The organism is Microbacterium sp. NPDC064584, from assembly GCF_040687315.1.
Classification (GTDB): domain Bacteria; phylum Actinomycetota; class Actinomycetes; order Actinomycetales; family Microbacteriaceae; genus Microbacterium; species Microbacterium lacus.
The window spans coordinates 298,559-315,257 of the sequence record NZ_JBFBMZ010000002.1 but is presented as its reverse complement, the minus strand read 5'-3'; the positions used below and the strand labels follow the sequence as shown (position 1 = coordinate 315,257).

Sequence of the window (16,699 nt, the reverse complement as noted above, 5' to 3'; positions counted from 1 at the left end):
CGGTATCGGTTCCGGCGCCGTGTTTCTGCAGGTCGGCTGGTGCACAGCAGGTGTCACCGGCCGGGGAAGGGCGGGAGAGTTCGATGCGGCGCACGGTGGGGGTGGTGCGCGGTTCGTCGGGTCCGCAACATTCTTCGCTCACCGACCGACCTCCGAACCCTTGATGCAGGACGACGGCACGATGATGTGATGGGGGTTGTTCATGCGCAGCACTCGCATTCCTGGTCCATGCACGGTGCGCCCTCGTCGACGGCGACAACGGCCTCAAGGAGCTGTCGGAGCCCTTGAGCCAGGTGCGGGTCGGCGATCTCGTAACGGGTGCGTCGCCCCTCCGGTGTCGAAACGATCAAGCCGCACCCGCGCAGGCAGGTCAGGTGGTTCGACACGTTCGTCCGGGTCAGCTCCAGGTCCCGGGCGAGCTCCGCCGGATAGCCAGGGCCGTCTAGCAGCGTCAAGAGAATTCGGGATCGGGTCGGGTCAGCCATCGCCCGGCCGAGCCGGTTCATCACATCCACACGCGAAGCAAGAGTCAGCACAGACTGACTATACAGCGAACCGTGACCTAACAGGTTCTGATGAGACGCGGCACTACCGCCAACAGCATCACCATCGCGACCAACTCTCCGAGCATCGGGGTAGCGACCACCAGGGCGGTGAGCACGAACGGCGCGGGAAAGGCCCTCCCGATCGCGGTGAAAGGCACGTCAAGAAAACGCAGCCAGTAACAACCCCAGTACGGGGTTGACCGCGAGGTGGAGGCATCCGCCGACGCCGGGGAGGGCAAGCCCGACGAGAATCCCGGCCGCAATCGAAACGCATCTGGGATGGAGCTCAAGATAGGTGGGATAGCCAAGCGGCGACCGTGGATCGCCAGCGCTTCCGGTCGCAGTTCCACGTCATCGTGTGGTGCGCATCGAAGATTTCGAGCTGAACGAGATCCGGGCGCAGCGCTGCAAGCTTGCGAGAGACGGCGAGCGGCGCCGAGTCGTCATCCGCTCCGTGGAGGATCAGAGTAGGGACTGCCATCTCCCGCGCGCGTGCGATCCAGTCGAGATCCCGGAGAGGGATGGTGCCGGGCAGGCCGATGGCGCGTGCGAGCCAAGGCGATGTGATCCACGGGAGGGCGAGGAGCCCCGCGACGGCCGGCAGCCCGGCGCGAGCGCAGTTCGCCTCGATCGTCGCGACCCAGTCAAGAACGGGCGACTCAAGCACGAGCCCGGCCATTAGCCGCCCGTAACACGGCCGCGTGGCGAGTTGGAGTGCGACCTGCGCTCCCAGCGACCAGCCGAAGAGGACGACCTGCCGCGCGCCCTGATCGATGGCGTACTGGATCGCAGCATCCACGTCGTCGACTTCAGTGGCGCCGAGGGTTGACCGACCAGTTCCGCACCTCGGGCCTTCACCGTCGTTCCTGTAGCTGACGACGAGGGACGTGTAGCCCAGCTCGGTGGTGACTTGCACACCGCGCAGTGTTCCGGCTCGCGGGCTGCCGAGCCCGTGGATGTGGATTGCCCACCTTGTTGGCTGTGAGTCGCTGCCATCGATACGCCACGCTGGCGCGGGTCCCGACGGAGTGGGGATGGGAATGTCGTAGGCGCTGAGCCCCGCATCTACGGGCGTCATGAAGTAGATGCCACTCCAGGAGGCTCGCTCTGCTGCTGACGGTATGAAGCCCGGTGCGGTTGCCGTCACTTCACGTGCGATGCGCCCAGGCCCGCGGTCAAGCACCTCGGCAGACAGCTGTACCCACTGGCCACCTGGAAACAGCAGAGTGAACTCACCTGGGGACTCAGTTTGGTGCGTTCGATCGAGCACGATCGCGTGCCGGTCGTCGTCCAGTTCGACGGCACGGATGGACAGGTCGAATCGGCGCGGGCTCGGAGGAGCGGTCAGGCGCCGTGCGATCACCAAACCGAGTCCCAACGATAGGGATGCTGTGGCGGCCATCACGCCTGCCAGCGCAATCGGGCCTCTCATGCCGCCCCTCGTTGAGACGTGCGCCGCGTATCCGGCGCAACCGACGCGCGAACTTGAGCCCCCTGAGTTCCGAGGAGATGCCGCTCCGCACGTTCAAGGACGAGACGGTCGCCCGCGCTGAGAGAAAACGACACGCGCGGGTCGATCATCGCGTCGCGGATCTCTACCACCTGCCGATGCAACTGCGCCTCGAGGCCATCGGTTTGCACGGACGCGGCATCCGTCTGACTCAATCCCGGGCGAACGATCGTCGCCGCTCGCCATGCGGGCGACAGTTCCTTGATGAGCGTGCGTGTACGCGCCGCCCTCCGGCGCGCGCTCAGGTAGCGCACTGTCGGCTGCCCGGCGAGTCCGACGCAGAGGAAGATGAACGTCAAAATGTAAAGCGGTCCATACGCGATAGACACGTCAGCCATCACGTCTACACGCCCGGCAACGTGTGCGATGTCCATGATGAGGACGACGACACAGAGAGCCACTCCGAGGAGCGCGCCGACGACGAGAGAGCCGGCTGGCAGACGCTGGACACCGTCACTCAGCCCATACTGGCGACTCGCGAGGACTGCCATGGTGCCCACGACGATCCCGTAGTACGTGAATTGGATCATCGAGTACGCAGCTGCGGCAGGCTGCGCTCCGAGATCAATCATGAAGTTGGTCGTCGTAGCGCCACGGTCGATGAGCAAGAAGGTGATCACGACGCCACCCAGAGCAACAAGGAGGGCTGTGGAGCCAAGAGCAATGCGGACAGGGCCGGGCTGATACTCCCCCGCTTTCATGATCCCTCGGCCAAGGAAAAAGATTCCGATCATCAGCGCGCAATCCCCGATGAGTGTCGCAACGTTCGAGCCACCGAGGAGCGCATCGAGGGGCCGGTAGACCGCATCAACATTGATAGTCATCGCGACAGCGATGGTGATCGCGGCGTAGGTGATGCTCCGCTCGGCTCGTCCGCGGCGCAAGATGAGCAGGCTCGCCACGAGCAGCCACATCAGCACCGCGACGAAGGTCTGCATCACCCGAAGATCTCGAGGTAGCGCGATTCGCCGTACACCGATCCTCTGATCGCCGCAGCGAGATGATCAGCCAAGGCCTCCGCCGCGATCTCGGTGTGAGAGTCCAAATCTTGACGAGTGAGTAGTCGACGCCGAGTCCGGGCGGGGATGTCGGGAAGCAGGAAGTCTTCCGTCGAACATTCGTCGTCTTCTCCATGCCCGAGGATCATGTGGGCGAACTCGTGCAGGACGAACTGCTGGCGATGGAGGACGGAGTCGCTGTGCGCGTGAAGGACGAGGTCTTCGTTCTCGGTGATGAGCCACACCGCGCAGATGCCATCGTGGTCGCCGAGATCCGCAAGTTCCACGATTCGGAGTGTGCGCTGCCGGTGATCCTGGATTGCCCCAACGAGATCGTCAAAGGTGAAGGTGCTACCCAGCGCAAGGTCTGCGACGGCCGTCGGCACGGTCTGCTCGATATTCACGATGTCACTCCCGTCCGGGGAGCATGTGCCGGTGGGGGGTCACAACGGACCGGCAAGGGCACTGCTCAGGTGTGTGTCATTTCCTCATCCAGGAATCTGCTGATCGCCTGAAGGGCCTTCGGGGAGATATCTCCCAGCGTGCGCGCGGCATAGGACTTCACCTTCGCGGCTCGCATCGCTCGCACAAGATCCAGCTGCGCGGTGACCTTGTCCGGGGTCGCTGCGCCGTCCTCCCCGAGCAGGAACGCGGCATCCACGTCGAAGAACGCCGCGAGCCCTTCGAATAGCGCGGGGTCTTGCACGTAGCGATGGCCGTTGACCATGTATGTCCATCGAGATCTCGACAGGTTGATGCCGCGCTTTTCGAGGAACGCCGCGATCTGGGCGTAGGTCGGTTCGGAACCCGACTCGGTGATCGCGACGTCGAGGAGCAGCCTGAGGCGTTTCGCGAGGTCTTCCGCGGCCACTTTGCTCTCGTCTTCTGTCATTTCGGTAGACCACCGTTCCCCTCGGGTGAGGCAAGGCTTGTCGTTTCGGAGCGCCCTTCGACGGGCGTTGAGAATGCTCAATGTACTCGTTGGTCATGCTCAAATCAACCGTTGCGCATGCTCAATCTCCGTGCTAGAAACGATGCCAAGCCATTTGAGCATGCTCAAAGAGGAGGTCATCGCCCAGGACGGATCAGCGGAGTTGCCGGCACTCCACCCCCACATAGCCGGCTCGCGGGCGCGCCCGAACGTCGTCAGGGTGCGCCGCGAGAGCGTGAAAGTTATGCGACCGTCTCGGGTCGGTCGTTCACGCGCTTGCCCGTCGGCTCCGGTGAGATCGCGCGCACCTCCCACAAGAAGCCGCTACGTCGGCTGTTCAGAAGGAGGTGCCCACACAATGACTCACCAACCCCCCGCCGTCGGTTCCACCGAGGCGAAGCTCGAACGGCTGCACGCTCAGCTGGCGGATGCCGTGGCCACGCTCGTGACGGGCAACGACTGGGTGCGGGCTCTTGAGTTCGCCGCGCGATTCCGCTCTCGTTCGTTCAACAACACCCTGCTCATCTGGATGCAACACCTCGCTGCGTTCGAGCAGGACAGGGTGGCTGAGCCCACGCCGACGTACGTCGCGGGGTTCCGGCAATGGCGCACGCTGGGGAGGTCGGTCGACCGCGGCCAGACCGGCTACATGATCTTTGCGCCGATCCTCGCGCGATTCGCCTCCCCCACCCCACAGGTCGTCGAATCATGGCGTCGTCTTGCGCCTCGCGAGATACCGAGACGCAACGACGTCGTGCGCACGCGACTGGTCGGCGTGCGGCCCGCATACGTGTGGGATGCCTCGCAGACGAGCGGTGTCCCGATTCCCCACGTGCCCGCTCCGCAATTGCTCGCGGGCGAGGCGCCCCCGGGTCTCTGGGATGGTCTGACGTCATTGGTACGCGGACACGGGTACTCACTGCGCGTTGTCGGGAGCGATCGCGATCTCGGCGGAGCCAACGGCATGACTGACTACCTCACTCGGAGCGTTGCCATTCGGGGTGACATAGACCCCGCGGCGCGTGCGAAGACCTTGGCGCACGAGCTGGCGCACGTGATGCTGCACGGCCCTGACAACGCCGATGCCGTATTCCATCGCGGGATAGGGGAGGTCGAAGCGGAGTCCGTTGCTCTGATGATCGGAGCGGCCCACGGCCTCGACACGTCGGGCTACACGATCCCATATGTGGCGACCTGGGCAACATCCGTCGAAGGCAAGACGCCGGTGGAAGTGGTGCAATCCACTGGTGAACGAGTGCGGACGGCAGCGGTCACGATTCTCACGGAGTTGCCGACGTTGCAAGCCGGCTCGGGTGACCCGCCGGGTCTGACGAGGGAAGCGCAGCGGGGTGCACTTCAGCCAACCGTCGCTGGCCCGCTGGAAGAGTTCGATGATGTCCGCTTCACGAGAGGTCGGCGCTCCTTCGCCCAGTCCGCGATCTCGGCAAGGGATCTGTGATGGACACCGTCGCCCTGTTCGCCGGAATGATCGGCCTCTCGCCGCGGGAGGGAGCCTCTCGATTCGCTGCGGCAGGAGTCCCGATCTTTCCCTGCAAGCCAGCGGAGAAGCGGCCGCTCACAGAGCACGGGTTCCGCGACGCGACCTCCGACGACCGGCAGATTGCCCGATGGTGGTCTCGATGGCCCGAAGCGAACATCGGTATGCCGACCGGGCGCGCTTCCGCCGTCGAGGTCGTAGACATCGATGTGCACGGACGGGTGCGCGGATTCGCTGCCTTCGAGCTTGCTCGCCGGGAAGGTCTCGTGGATCGCTGGCAGGCGCTGGTGAAGACGGCATCCGGTGGGATGCACGCCTACTACCCCGCAGACCCTGATCGCGTTCAGGCATCGTGGCAGGCGGCCCGCGCCGGCATCGACTTTCGGGGCGAGGGCGGCTACGTCATCGTGCCGCCGTCGCAAGTGCTGTTCGAAGGCAACAGTTCTGCGTATGAGCTGATCGGCGCCGGACGCGGGGACGCCGTGTCAATCGACGGATCGGCGCTTCGACAGTTCCTTGACCCGAGGCCGACTGCTACTGCGACGGTGCCCGCGGAGGCAAGCCGCGATGTTGATGCGGAGCGTATCGCGGCGTGGCTAGCCGCACGGGCTGAGGGCGAACGGAACCGCGCCCTGTACTGGGCAGCGTGCCGGCTCGCCGAGAACGGGATCACTGATCAGAGCGCGCGCAATGTACTCGGGCCCGCGGCGGAGCATGCGGGGTTGCATCAGGCTGAGATCCTGACGACCATCCGCTCTGCCTACCGAACGGTGGTGGGGCCGACGCCACCCTTTCGCATCAGCGGCGGCAGCTCAGCATCCCGCTCGCTCAGCGGGCAGGTGATCTCGTGATCCCCGATACGACGGACACGCGGTCAGGACGGATTGCCGTATGGACCGCGGTAGTCGGCACCGTGTTCATCGCTGTCGGTGCGTTCTGGTTGTCGTTCACCGCTCTCGCGGATCTCGCCCACGCGTCCGGCATCGCGGCGACGCAGGCGTGGGCGTGGCCGCTCATTGTGGACGGAATCATCGTCGTCGGAACCGTTGCCGTCGTCGCGCTCGCCGGACAGCGGGGCGCGTGGTATCCGTGGATGCTGCTCATGATCGGCGCTGCGGTATCGGTCGCCGCAAACTCGATCCACGCTGTCATCGCGGCCGATGCCGACGTTCTTCCGGTGCTTGCAGCGTCGGTTGCCGCAGTACCTCCGCTGGTGCTTCTCGCGATCACACACCTGACGGTCGTTCTCACCCAGCGATTCCGGTTTCGCTTTTCCTCCACAACCGAGACGTCACCGGCCCGATCCACAGAAGTCGTTCAACTTCGCCCTCTATCCGATGCTCCGGAGAAGGGTGCCCGTAGAGACGTTGCGGCGCTGATGCGTCAGCGCGGGATGTCGAACAAGGAGATTGCGAGCGCCACGGGAGTTCATCCGTCGACAGTCGGCCGGTGGTTCGCGGGGACGATCGGCACACCTGAGGTTCAGAAGGGGGTTACGTCATGAACGAATACGAGCGAGTCGAGCGACCCGGCCTGCCGCTTCGCGTGGACGCGTCCGAGCGTGAGCGTGAACTCGTCGACAAGCGGTCACCCGAAGAGGTCTCCGAGTTGGCGCGGCAGGGCGATCCTTCGCTTGCGAGACAGCCGCTATCCCTGTCCGGCGCTGAGCGGGTTCGAAGCGAGGTGGTCTGGATGCGACCTACGGAACTCTTTCCTGCCGTCACCGGGCGCGTCGCAGGCCAAGGAATCGACCTCGAGTCCTCGCTCGCCCGGCGAGCGCGCGCTTTCCCGACGCAGGGGGTTGCGGCTACTCGCCGCGCAATCCGTGAACAGGCCCTTCACCTCCCGCCGGTGGAGGCGTTCGGAAACGGCCGCGCTGATCACGGGTCCGTCCGTCGTTCTGGAATCGGTCGGTAGCGAGGTTGCCATGTCGAGCCAGGGTTCGCACTCAGCTGCCGCCGCATCGGTGCACTCTCAGCGCATTCCGGACTCCTCCGAGTCGGCGAGCGTGCCCGCCGCGTTTGAGAGTTCGGAGGGCCTGCGCGAAGTGCTCGAACGCCTCGCCGCGCAGGACCACGGTGCCTGGCGTCGCGACGCCGAAGCCGCAGCGCTCATGGAGTATGTCGTTCGGCGTTACGCAAAGCTGGCGCGCAAGCACGGACTCGATCCATGGGATGCCGCCGCGGCCGCATTCGACGCAATGCGCTCGTCGGCCGTGCGCAATGCCGACGACCCCTGGGCGGTGGTCACTCGGGCCGTGCAGGTGACGCTGATCGCGGAGGAACGCGCGAACGGCCTACTGTGCTCGGTCTACCAGGCGCGCCGACCCGAGTTCTCGTCATTCCATGACCCCGAGCGATTCAGTGACCGAGAGAACCCCCTGAGCGACTATCACCCGTCACTGCGTGTCCAGGGTGCCGGGGACGCGCTCGATGACGGGTGCTCTCCGGACGGCGCCGGGATTGGAGAGGCAGTCGAGAATGCGATCGCCTTCATGACCTTGCTCGGCTGGCCGCGCACGCCCGCGCGCACCGCGATGGAGTACATCTGCGCACGACTCAGTGAGGTTCCCTCCCGTGCGACCGCCTGGGAATCGCTCCGGCGCGACGTTCACGGAAGAACCCTCCTCGACCTGTCGTCCGCATCGTGGAACGGATTGCTCCGCGCTGTCCTCGGCAACCCGGAACCGGAGGTCGCCCGGACGACAGCCGGACGCGGCATCCTGCTCCGCCTGCTGATCGGTGAACCCCTGCGTTCGCTGCTGACGGATGACGATCTCGTCCTCGCGGTGAGTCTCGCAGCCCCCGCCGAGCGATCGAGGAGGTGACCTTGGGAACCAGAGTCGGCCACATCGAGCTCGAACGATCGATCGAATCGATCATCGTCGGGAAGCGGCACCGTGCCGAGTTCGGGGATATCGATGAGCTTGCCGAGTCGATCAACCGCGACGGCCTGCTGCAGCCGGTCACCGTGACACCGGAAGGCGTCCTGGTGTGCGGCGCTCGTCGGCTCGAAGCGCTGAAGAGGCTTGGTGAGAAGACGATCAAGGTGTGGGTGAGGTCCGGCATTTCGGATCGGCTCGCCGAGCTGTTGGCAGAGCAGGCAGAGAACGTCCTCCACAAGCCACTCACGCCGACCGAAGCGGCAGCGCTCTACTCCGAGTTGAAGGATCACATCGCCGACGACGCGACTCGCCGGCAGGCCGCTACGCGCTTCAGCCGTCCGGATGCTCGGGATGGAAGAGACGGCGGTGCCACCGTGGCACCACCGCAGTTCAAGTTCGGCAAGAGTCGCACACAGGCGGCCCAGATGGTCACCGGCAAGGCGTCGTACACCACGCTGGAGCGGATCGCCGAACTGCAGCGCCTTGTCTCTGACCCAGGTGCAAACCCTGCCCTGCAGGAGAAGGCGAGTGCAGAGCTACGGCTGATTGACGAGGGCGGCAGTGTCGCGGCGTCACACGCGCGATTCCGACAGTTACTTGAGCCGGGGCCGCCGCAGCAGTTCGAGGACTTCGAAGCACCCGACGACTTCGAGCCGCCCGACGAACTCGAGCAGTTGGCGAATGCGGCGCTCGCACGAGTCAAGGAGGCCAAGCGCAATGGCCGAACATCCAAGTCTCGTGCCGCTACCGCACATGTCTTCCCCGTCCGTGCGTTCGTGCGTGTGTGGGAGGACCTGGATCTCTGGTGGACCCATTTCGACGTCGCGGCTGTGGCTACTGAACTGACTGACGAGCAACTCGAGCAGTTCGAAGCGACGCTCGCTTCGACCGTCGAGTTCTTCGCGGCGCTCCGCAGCGCACGTGTCCAGCGGGGACGGGAGATCGCGTAATGGCCGCCACCGTGCGCCCCGGACGGCGCCTCATCGTTCTGCTAGCGGTTGGTGTCGGTGTGATGGCAGCGCTGGTCGGCGTCGGCCTATACGGCCTGACGTTGGCGCCAACGCCGAGCACGCCGACCACCGCCGCCGAGCCGACAACCCCTGCTGAATCGACCGTCGATCCTGAACCGAGCGCCTCGAGCGCTACCCTTCCCCCAATCCGCTCGACATCGGATGCCGAGTCCTTCGCGCGTGACGCGGCTTACGCGCTCATCAACTGGGACGCCGCCACCGACTTCGATCCGGCCGACTATGCCCAGGTCATCGTCGACGCAGGGGATCCCTCTGGTACCGAGACGGCCGGGCTAGCCTCCGATGTTCGCACCTACCTGCCGACAGCGGAGGCGTGGTTGACGCTGCGCACCTACGGCACGCGCCAGTGGCTCACCATCGATGAGGCGTTCGTGCCGGCATCGTGGAGCGACGCCGTCGGTCAAGCGGCACCTGGCCAACTACTTCCCGGAACCATCGCGTACACGATCACGGGAAAACGCCATCGCGCCGGCATCGTGGGGACGCAGGCCCAGGAGACCTCTCGACCGATCGCGTTCACCCTCTTCATCGCGTGCGAGCCGAGTTTCGACGAGTGCCGCATGCTCCGGCTCTCTGAGGTCGACAATCCGCTCCGGTGACGGACGTCGCGCATGAAGAAGCTCGTCATCGCCCTCGCCGTCGCGGTTCTCACCCTGCCGGTCGCAGGATTGATCGCAGTCCCACTCGTTCTCTCCCCCGCCGCGCTCGCTGCCTGCCAGACATCCGGTCAGCTCGTCGTCACCGACGTGCCGGAGAACTTGACTGCGATACGGAGCGACGGGGTGTCGGTGACCCTCGGGCACACACAACTCACCCGTGCCGCGACGATCATCACGGTGGGCAGCGGTATTGAGGGGGTGGGGCGGCAGGGGGTGCTGATCGGGCTGATGGCCGCACTCACCGAGTCGACCCTGCGGATGCTCGCGAACGCCGCCCATCCCGCATCGCTCGGCATGCCCAACGACGGCGTCGGCAGCGACCACGACTCACTCGGCCTGTTTCAGATGCGCCCGACCTCCGGCTGGGGCACCGTCAACGAGCTCATGGATCCGGACTACCAGGTGCGCGCATTCTTCGGCGGAGCAGAAGGACCCAACTTTCCCTCCCCCGCGGGGCTCCTCGACATCCCGGGCTGGCAGTCAGCTGATCCCGGCTCGGCTGCGCAAGCTGTCGAGCGCTCGGCCTTCCCCGACCGCTACCAGGATTATCAGCCCGTCGCGGAAGCCATCCTCGTCGCGCTGACCCTGTCGATCGCGTCGGCGACCGGAGGCGGCGCACCTCTCGATTCCGTCCCCGAGACGACCCGCATCGTCTTTCCGCTCCCGAGCGACACGTGGGTACGGGCCAGCGGCTATGGCGGGCGAACCGACCCCATGACGGGTCGACCTGCGTTCCATGCAGGAACCGACTTCTCCGCGGCAGACGGCACACCCATCTTCTCGATCGCTGACGGAATCGTCAGCTGGGCAGGGCCGTATGGGGGTTACGGACAGCTGATCGTCATCGAGCACACAGTCAACGGAGAGCGGGTCGCGTCGGCGTACGCGCACATGTGGGCGACCGGCGTACACGTGACGGTCGGCGAGCGCGTCACCGCTGGCCAGCACATCGGAGACGTAGGGTCATCCGGCAAGTCCACGGGATCTCACCTTCACTTCGAGATCCGTCCCGGCGGAGCGTTCGAGCTGGCTATCGACGCAGACCCATGGCTCGCCGAGCACGGCGCCGAAGGATTGGATGCCGCGACCGCTGGCAGGACGGCGTGCGCGGCAGGCGCATGAGGTGACCGAAATGGACATCTTCCCGGACTTCGGAGCGGTTGGAGGAGCGGGTGACCTCCGCGTGATCGTCGGCGCGCTCCTCATGTATGTCCTGGTCTTCGCGGTACTCGCGATCCTCATCTGCGCAGCCACATGGGCGATCGCGTCGACGAGCGGGAACTACCAGTCGGCCATGCGAGCCCGTACCGGCCTTCTTGTTGCTGTCGGCGCAGCGGCGCTTGCCGGCGCGGCGGTCGCCTGGATGAACTTCCTCATTGGGGTCGGCCAACAGCTCTAGCCGGAGTGCGTGCACGGACTGCGCGGGTCGACGGATCTCGGGGACGCCGCACGCACCTTGTACGCAGGTTCGTTTCTGCGCAGACAAGGAGCACGACCGTGATCGACATCGTTCCCAACGGGTCAGGACTTCCCGGCATCGAGCAACTCCGCGTCATCGTCGGCGCAGTGATGACAGTCGGGCTCATTCTCGCCGTGCTCGCCCTCATCATCGCCGCAGTCGCGTGGGGGTATGGAGCCAACTCATCGAACCCCCATCTCGCCTCACGGGGCAAGCTCGGCGTTCTGGTGGCGTGCGGCGCGGCACTGATCTGCGGGGCGTCGGTCACGCTCGTGAACTTCTTCTGGGGTGTCGGCCAGTCCGTCTGAGCGAGACGCGGCCGATTGAGAGGAACAACGCGAGTGGGCGGGGTCTGCGATATCCCGGCGATCGCCGAGGTATGCCAGACCGTCGGGTCGGGTGTCACTTCGCTTGTTGCCGCGCCATTCGATTGGCTCGCCCACACGCTCGCCGCAGCCGCCGCGTGGTTCTTCGAAGCCGTCTGGGCGGTGTTCGACACGACCACCCTCGTCGACGTCACCGGTGACCAGTACACGCAGGTGTACAACCTGCTCTTCGGTGTCGCGCTTTTCGTCATGCTCGTGTTCTTCTGCCTGCAACTGATCACCGGATTGGCGCATCGCGATCCGACTGCGCTCTCCCGGGCTGCTGTGGGCCTCGGCAAGTCCGTGCTCGGATCGTTCGTCGCGATCGCCCTGACAGCGACGCTGCTGGAGATCACGGATCAGCTGGCCATCGGGATCGTCCAGGCAACCGGAAACACGATGGAGGGAATGGGCGACAGAATCGCCTTGATGGCCGCCGGGCTGGTCGCGATCAACATCGCGAGCCCCGGCGTCGGCGCGATCATGACGATCTTCCTCGCCGGACTCGCGATCGCAGCTACCGCGATTGTGTGGTTCTCGCTCCTCATCCGCAAAGCCCTGCTACTGGTGGCGATCGTGTTCGCGCCGATCGCACTGGCCGGATTCTCCTGGGATGCTACCCGCGGCTGGTTCGGCAAGTGGGTGGCGTTCGTTGTGGCCCTCGTGTTCTCCAAGCTCGTGCTTGTCGTCCTCTTCCTCGTCGCGATCAACCAGACCGCGGCGCCGATCGACCTTGATCTCGCCTCCATCAGCGATCCCGTGGCCGGAGTCGTTCTCATGCTCGTCGCAGCCTTCGCGCCATACATGACCTACAAGTTCATCTCGTTCGTCGGCGTCGATATGTACCACGCGATGTCGACCGAACAGGAGGCTAAGGGAGCGCTGAATCGGCCCGTCCCGGTGCCGGTTAGCCCCGCGACTGCGAAGTCTGCGAAGTCGATCCTCGACGGAGGTGGCACCTCGAGCGGGTCGGCGGCCCCGGTGGCGACGAGCGCCGCCGGCAGCACCACCGGATCGGGTGCCGGCGCGGGAGCGTCTGGGGCAGCAGCGTCAGGCGCAGGAACTTCAGGAGCTGCGGCGGCCGCCGGTCCGGCCGCCGCAGTCATCGTCGGCGGTCAAGTGGTCGGCAAGGCTGCCTCCGCCGGACCCAAGCTCGGCAACGCCACCGGATCAGCAGCCGTAGGACATGCCGAGGGTGCCATTCCGGCAGACATACCAGCGGCACCGACAGCATCCCCGGCTGCCGGGCAACCGATCCCTCAGCCGCGCACACCGACCCCGCCCCCGCGACCGATTCCCACTCCGCGCGAAAGGACGACAGCATGACAGCGAACAACCCCCCGCGCGCGAACCAGCTGCACCCGGTTCAGTTCTCCCGTCTGTCCAAGCGAGGCGTGATGCTCGGCCTCTCCCTGGCACAGCTCGTGACGCTCGCCATCGGACTGATCGCGTTCACCAGCGCCGTGTACCTGGGTGGCGGCATCCTCTTCGGCCTCACGTCACCGATCTGGGTGACAAGCGTCGCTCTTGCCTTCGTCCCCGTGGGTGGTCGGAAGCTCATTGAATGGGTGCCGATCTCAACGCGCTGGGTGTGGCGAAGCGTCGGCGGCCAGCTGCGATTCCGCGCGGACTTGGTCAAGCCGCGCCCCGCGGGCACGCTCGCACTCCCTGGCGACGCCGCAGCGCTCCGAGAGTGGGTCGACCCCGAGACGGGCGCCGCCATGATCCAAGACCCTCACGCTCAGACCCTGACGGCGATCGCTGGCATCACGCATCCGGCTTTCGTTCTTCTCGACAGCGGCGAACAGGAGCGTCGGGTGGCCGGCTGGGGGCGGGTGCTCGCGACGGTCTGCCGGTCGGGTCGTATCGCGCGCGTGCAGATCTCCGAGCGCACGGTGCCCAGCTCCGGAAGCGGGCTCGCCGAATGGTGGGCCCGGCACGGCGTCGACGATGACTCTTGGCCCGCGGTCACATACAAGGAGCTCATTGAGCGCGCCGGCCCCGCAGGCGAACGACACGAGACGACAATCGCCCTCGCGCTCGACATGCGTGCGGCGGCCCGCCAGATCCGCGCCGCCGGGGGTGGCATGAAGGGGGCCGCGAGCGTACTGCGTCAGGAGATGACGACGTTCGTAGCAGCACTGCGGGCAGCCGACCTAACGCCCACAGGCTGGCTCAGCCCAGGCGAGGTCGCGGTCGTGCTGCGCTCCGCATACGATCCCGCGGTCGCTCCCGCGCTGGAGAGACACGGGGACATCGGTCGATCTCTCGCAACGGCCGGCCCCATCGCAGTCTCCGAAACCTGGGACCGGCTGCGTACCGACTCGGCCCACCACGCGGTTCTCTGGATCTCGGAGTGGCCGAGGTCACAGGTGTACCCCGGCTTCCTCTCCCCCTTGCTGCTGACCTCGGGTATCCAACGCACATTCACTCTGACGTGCACGCCGGTCCGTGCCGACCTCGCTGCGCGGGACATCAGGAGAAAGAAGGTAGGGCTTCTCTCGGATGCTGCGCAGCGGGCGAAGGTCGGGCAGATCGAGGATGCCGCGCGCACCGCCGAATACAACGACGTCGTGCAGCAAGAGTCAGACCTTACGGCTGGTCACGGCGTGGTGCGTTTCACCGGGCTCGTGGCGGTGTCGGCGCCGAGCGTCGACGAGCTGGATGCCGCAGTCGCGGCGATCGAGCAGGCCGCCGTGCAAGCTGCCTGCGAAACACGGAGGCTCGTGGGTCAGCAGGCGCAAGCGTTCACCGTCGCCGCGCTGCCCCTGTGCCGAACCGTATGACCCGCGGGGACACCTCGCGCACCTGACTGACGACTTCTGTTGCAAGGGACACACAATGCCTACATTTCAGGATCCTGTCGTCGATGGCGAGGAAGCATGTCACGCTCTGCGCGCTCTCGCGCACGCCACGCGTACGTTCGATGATCCGGCACAGACGTACGAGGTGGTCGGGGATCTGCTGGGCGGCCTGAGATCGCTCGAACAGGTGCTCGATCAGCTCGCGTTCGCGCACACCAGCTCGGAGGCGATCGCCCGGACTGACGACGGTGATCACTGGGCTGGGGTGGAGGAAGCCCATGCAGCCGCCCTCGCGCTGCGGCGCGCGTCGACCCTTGTCGCTCGGGCCAGCTTGGCCCTGGATCGGGCATCTCAGCACTCCAGCCGAATCGCATGGGGCCCGTACGTCGTCGCCGCGCCGCAGGTCTCGGAATCACTCGCGCCCCGCGTCAATCCGAACGACTCGTTTCAGCGCTCTGGTCCCTTCGCCTTCCAGGGGTCTGGTGCGAAAGTTCACCGCCGCAACGGGATTTCGCTGTGAACGCGCAAGGGGGTGAGCGCATTCACACCACAACGCTCGTGGACCCGGCAGGCGAACGCAGGAGGGAGCGTCGTGCCCGACGAAAGGCATCCCAGCGTCTCAGTGCCGCCACTCGCGCTGCCACCACCGAATCCGACCGTGCCCAGGTCGAAGCGCAGCGCGCGGATCTACGCGCGACGGCCTACCTGCCTGCCGTCGGGGAGTCGCGGCCCGCCGCGCTGCGAACCCCCGGCCGCCTGCGGCTAACGCGCCACCAGGACACCAGTGCGACGCTCGCCGGAGCCTACCCGTTCCTTGCCGAAGGCGGACTCGGCTCGCAAGGCGTCTTCGTCGGCCAGGACCTGTACTCGGGTGCGTCATTCGTCTATGACCCGTGGGTGCTGTACTCACGTGGGATGATCACCGCGCCGAACATCGTCCTGGCAGGGATCGTGGGCTCCGGTAAGTCATCGCTCGTGAAGAGCCTCTACACGCGCTCGATCCCCTTCGGCCGCCGCGTCTACGTACCCGGCGACCCGAAGGGCGAACACACTGCCGTCGCCGAAGCGGTCGGTGGACAGGCAATCGTGCTCGGACACGGCATGGCGAACCGACTCAACCCGCTCGACGAAGGGCATCGCCCGTCCGGCGTTTCCGACGAGAGCTGGGCCGGTCAGGTCGCCTCTCGTCGCCGCGATCTCATCGGGGCCTTGGCCGAAACGGTGCTCGAACGACCACTCAGCCCGCTGGAGCACACCGCGATCGACCTCGCTCTCGCGGACACTGTCCGCTCATGCGAGACCCCGATCCTGCCGATGATCGTGGAACGCATCCTCTCTCCGGACGCATCGCAGCAAGCTGACCGCCGCCTCGTCGAGGACGGCAGGGTCGTCGGGCACGCGCTCCGTCGGCTCGTCGCCGGAGATCTCGCCGGCCTGTTCGATGGTCCCAGTACCGTCACCTTCGACCCGACTCTGCCGATGATCTCGCTCGATCTGTCGCGCGTTGCCGAGAATACGACGCTCGTCTCTGTCCTCATGACGTGCTCCTCCGCCTGGATGGAGTCCGCCCTCCTCGACCCTCACGGTGGGCAGCGCTGGGTCATCTACGACGAAGCCTGGCGCCTCATGTCGCATCCCGCCCTTTTGCGACGCATGGATGCGCAGTGGCGGCTCGCGCGCCACTACGGAATCGCGAACCTGCTCGTGTTCCACAAGCTCTCCGACCTGGACAACGTCGGCGACCAGGGCTCCGCCATGCGCGCGATCGCATCGTCGCTGCTCGCCAACGCGGAAACCCGAATCATCTACCGGCAGGAATCGGACCAGCTCGGAGCGACTGCGACCGCGCTGGGCCTCACTGGCACTGAGCAGAGCCTGCTGCCCGGCTTGGCAACTGGTCAAGGTCTCTGGCGGATCAAGGATCGCAGCTTCGTGGTTCAGCACCAACTGCATCCCGCGGAGCTTGCAGCATTCGACACGACGAGCCGGATGACGGAGGGCGTGAAATGACGACA

Annotated in this window: 18 protein-coding genes; 13 read left to right on the top strand and 5 right to left on the bottom strand. The window is 65.9% G+C overall.

Features of this window, described 5'->3' with window-relative positions; all coding sequences use genetic code 11:
• Positions 1-200: 200 nt before the first annotated feature.
• The 5 genes from AB0P18_RS05970 to AB0P18_RS05950 all read right to left on the bottom strand — a co-directional run bounded on the left by AB0P18_RS05970 (position 201) and on the right by AB0P18_RS05950 (position 4,026).
• On the bottom strand, positions 201-536 hold the full coding sequence (locus AB0P18_RS05970) for a metalloregulator ArsR/SmtB family transcription factor (RefSeq protein ID WP_363359344.1): 336 nt from the start codon (positions 534-536) through the stop codon (positions 201-203).
• Between the two features lie 295 nt (positions 537-831).
• Positions 832-1,977 (bottom strand): alpha/beta fold hydrolase, encoded by a 1,146-nt coding sequence (locus AB0P18_RS05965; protein WP_363359343.1) that lies wholly within the window; start codon positions 1,975-1,977, stop codon positions 832-834.
• Positions 1,974-2,993, bottom strand: a complete 1,020-nt coding sequence (locus tag AB0P18_RS05960; protein WP_363359342.1) for a hypothetical protein — start codon at positions 2,991-2,993, stop codon at positions 1,974-1,976. The genes AB0P18_RS05965 and AB0P18_RS05960 overlap by 4 nt, the downstream gene beginning before the upstream one ends.
• A complete protein-coding gene (locus AB0P18_RS05955) occupies positions 2,993-3,457 on the bottom strand; it encodes an ImmA/IrrE family metallo-endopeptidase (protein ID WP_292858852.1) in 465 nt (154 codons plus the stop codon). Before AB0P18_RS05955 ends, AB0P18_RS05960 begins: the two co-directional genes overlap by 1 nt.
• Before the next feature lie 65 nt (positions 3,458-3,522).
• Positions 3,523-4,026, bottom strand: a complete 504-nt coding sequence (locus AB0P18_RS05950) for a hypothetical protein (RefSeq protein ID WP_363359341.1) — start codon at positions 4,024-4,026, stop codon at positions 3,523-3,525.
• Positions 4,027-4,342: 316 nt separating this feature from the next.
• On the opposite strand from AB0P18_RS05950, the gene AB0P18_RS05945 reads away from it, so the two are divergent.
• From AB0P18_RS05945 to AB0P18_RS05885, 13 genes are all read left to right on the top strand, one after another.
• A complete protein-coding gene (locus AB0P18_RS05945) occupies positions 4,343-5,443 on the top strand; it encodes an ArdC-like ssDNA-binding domain-containing protein (RefSeq protein ID WP_363359372.1) in 1,101 nt (366 codons plus the stop codon).
• The gene (locus tag AB0P18_RS05940; RefSeq protein ID WP_363359340.1) at positions 5,443-6,333 is read left to right on the top strand and encodes a bifunctional DNA primase/polymerase; all 891 of its coding nucleotides are present in this window, start codon (positions 5,443-5,445) and stop codon (positions 6,331-6,333) included. Before AB0P18_RS05945 ends, AB0P18_RS05940 begins: the two co-directional genes overlap by 1 nt.
• Entirely contained in the window at positions 6,333-6,986 is a 654-nt protein-coding gene (locus AB0P18_RS05935) for a DUF2637 domain-containing protein (RefSeq protein ID WP_363359371.1), read from the top strand. The genes AB0P18_RS05940 and AB0P18_RS05935 overlap by 1 nt, the downstream gene beginning before the upstream one ends.
• Positions 6,987-7,409: 423 nt before the next feature.
• On the top strand, positions 7,410-8,309 hold the full coding sequence (locus AB0P18_RS05930; protein WP_363359339.1) for a hypothetical protein: 900 nt from the start codon (positions 7,410-7,412) through the stop codon (positions 8,307-8,309).
• 2 nt (positions 8,310-8,311) lie between these two features.
• Positions 8,312-9,316 carry a ParB N-terminal domain-containing protein gene (locus tag AB0P18_RS05925; protein WP_363359338.1) on the top strand — a complete coding sequence of 335 codons (1,005 nt, stop codon included), beginning with the start codon at positions 8,312-8,314 and terminating at the stop codon, positions 9,314-9,316.
• Entirely contained in the window at positions 9,316-9,996 is a 681-nt protein-coding gene (locus AB0P18_RS05920; protein ID WP_363359337.1) for a hypothetical protein, read from the top strand. The genes AB0P18_RS05925 and AB0P18_RS05920 overlap by 1 nt, the downstream gene beginning before the upstream one ends.
• Before the next feature lie 12 nt (positions 9,997-10,008).
• A complete protein-coding gene (locus tag AB0P18_RS05915; RefSeq protein WP_363359336.1) occupies positions 10,009-11,178 on the top strand; it encodes a M23 family metallopeptidase in 1,170 nt (389 codons plus the stop codon).
• 10 nt (positions 11,179-11,188) lie between these two features.
• Positions 11,189-11,455 carry a DUF6112 family protein gene (locus tag AB0P18_RS05910; protein ID WP_311285787.1) on the top strand — a complete coding sequence of 89 codons (267 nt, stop codon included), beginning with the start codon at positions 11,189-11,191 and terminating at the stop codon, positions 11,453-11,455.
• A 98-nt stretch (positions 11,456-11,553) separates the two neighbouring features.
• Positions 11,554-11,823 (top strand): DUF6112 family protein, encoded by a 270-nt coding sequence (locus AB0P18_RS05905; protein WP_028495551.1) that lies wholly within the window; start codon positions 11,554-11,556, stop codon positions 11,821-11,823.
• Between the two features lie 33 nt (positions 11,824-11,856).
• On the top strand, positions 11,857-13,206 hold the full coding sequence (locus tag AB0P18_RS05900; protein WP_363359335.1) for a conjugal transfer protein TrbL: 1,350 nt from the start codon (positions 11,857-11,859) through the stop codon (positions 13,204-13,206).
• A complete protein-coding gene (locus AB0P18_RS05895; protein ID WP_363359333.1) occupies positions 13,203-14,666 on the top strand; it encodes an SCO6880 family protein in 1,464 nt (487 codons plus the stop codon). The genes AB0P18_RS05900 and AB0P18_RS05895 overlap by 4 nt, the downstream gene beginning before the upstream one ends.
• A 163-nt stretch (positions 14,667-14,829) precedes the next feature.
• Positions 14,830-15,204 (top strand): hypothetical protein, encoded by a 375-nt coding sequence (locus tag AB0P18_RS05890; protein WP_363359375.1) that lies wholly within the window; start codon positions 14,830-14,832, stop codon positions 15,202-15,204.
• Positions 15,201-16,694, top strand: a complete 1,494-nt coding sequence (locus tag AB0P18_RS05885; protein ID WP_363359370.1) for an ATP-binding protein — start codon at positions 15,201-15,203, stop codon at positions 16,692-16,694. The genes AB0P18_RS05890 and AB0P18_RS05885 overlap by 4 nt, the downstream gene beginning before the upstream one ends.
• Positions 16,695-16,699 lie beyond the last annotated feature (5 nt).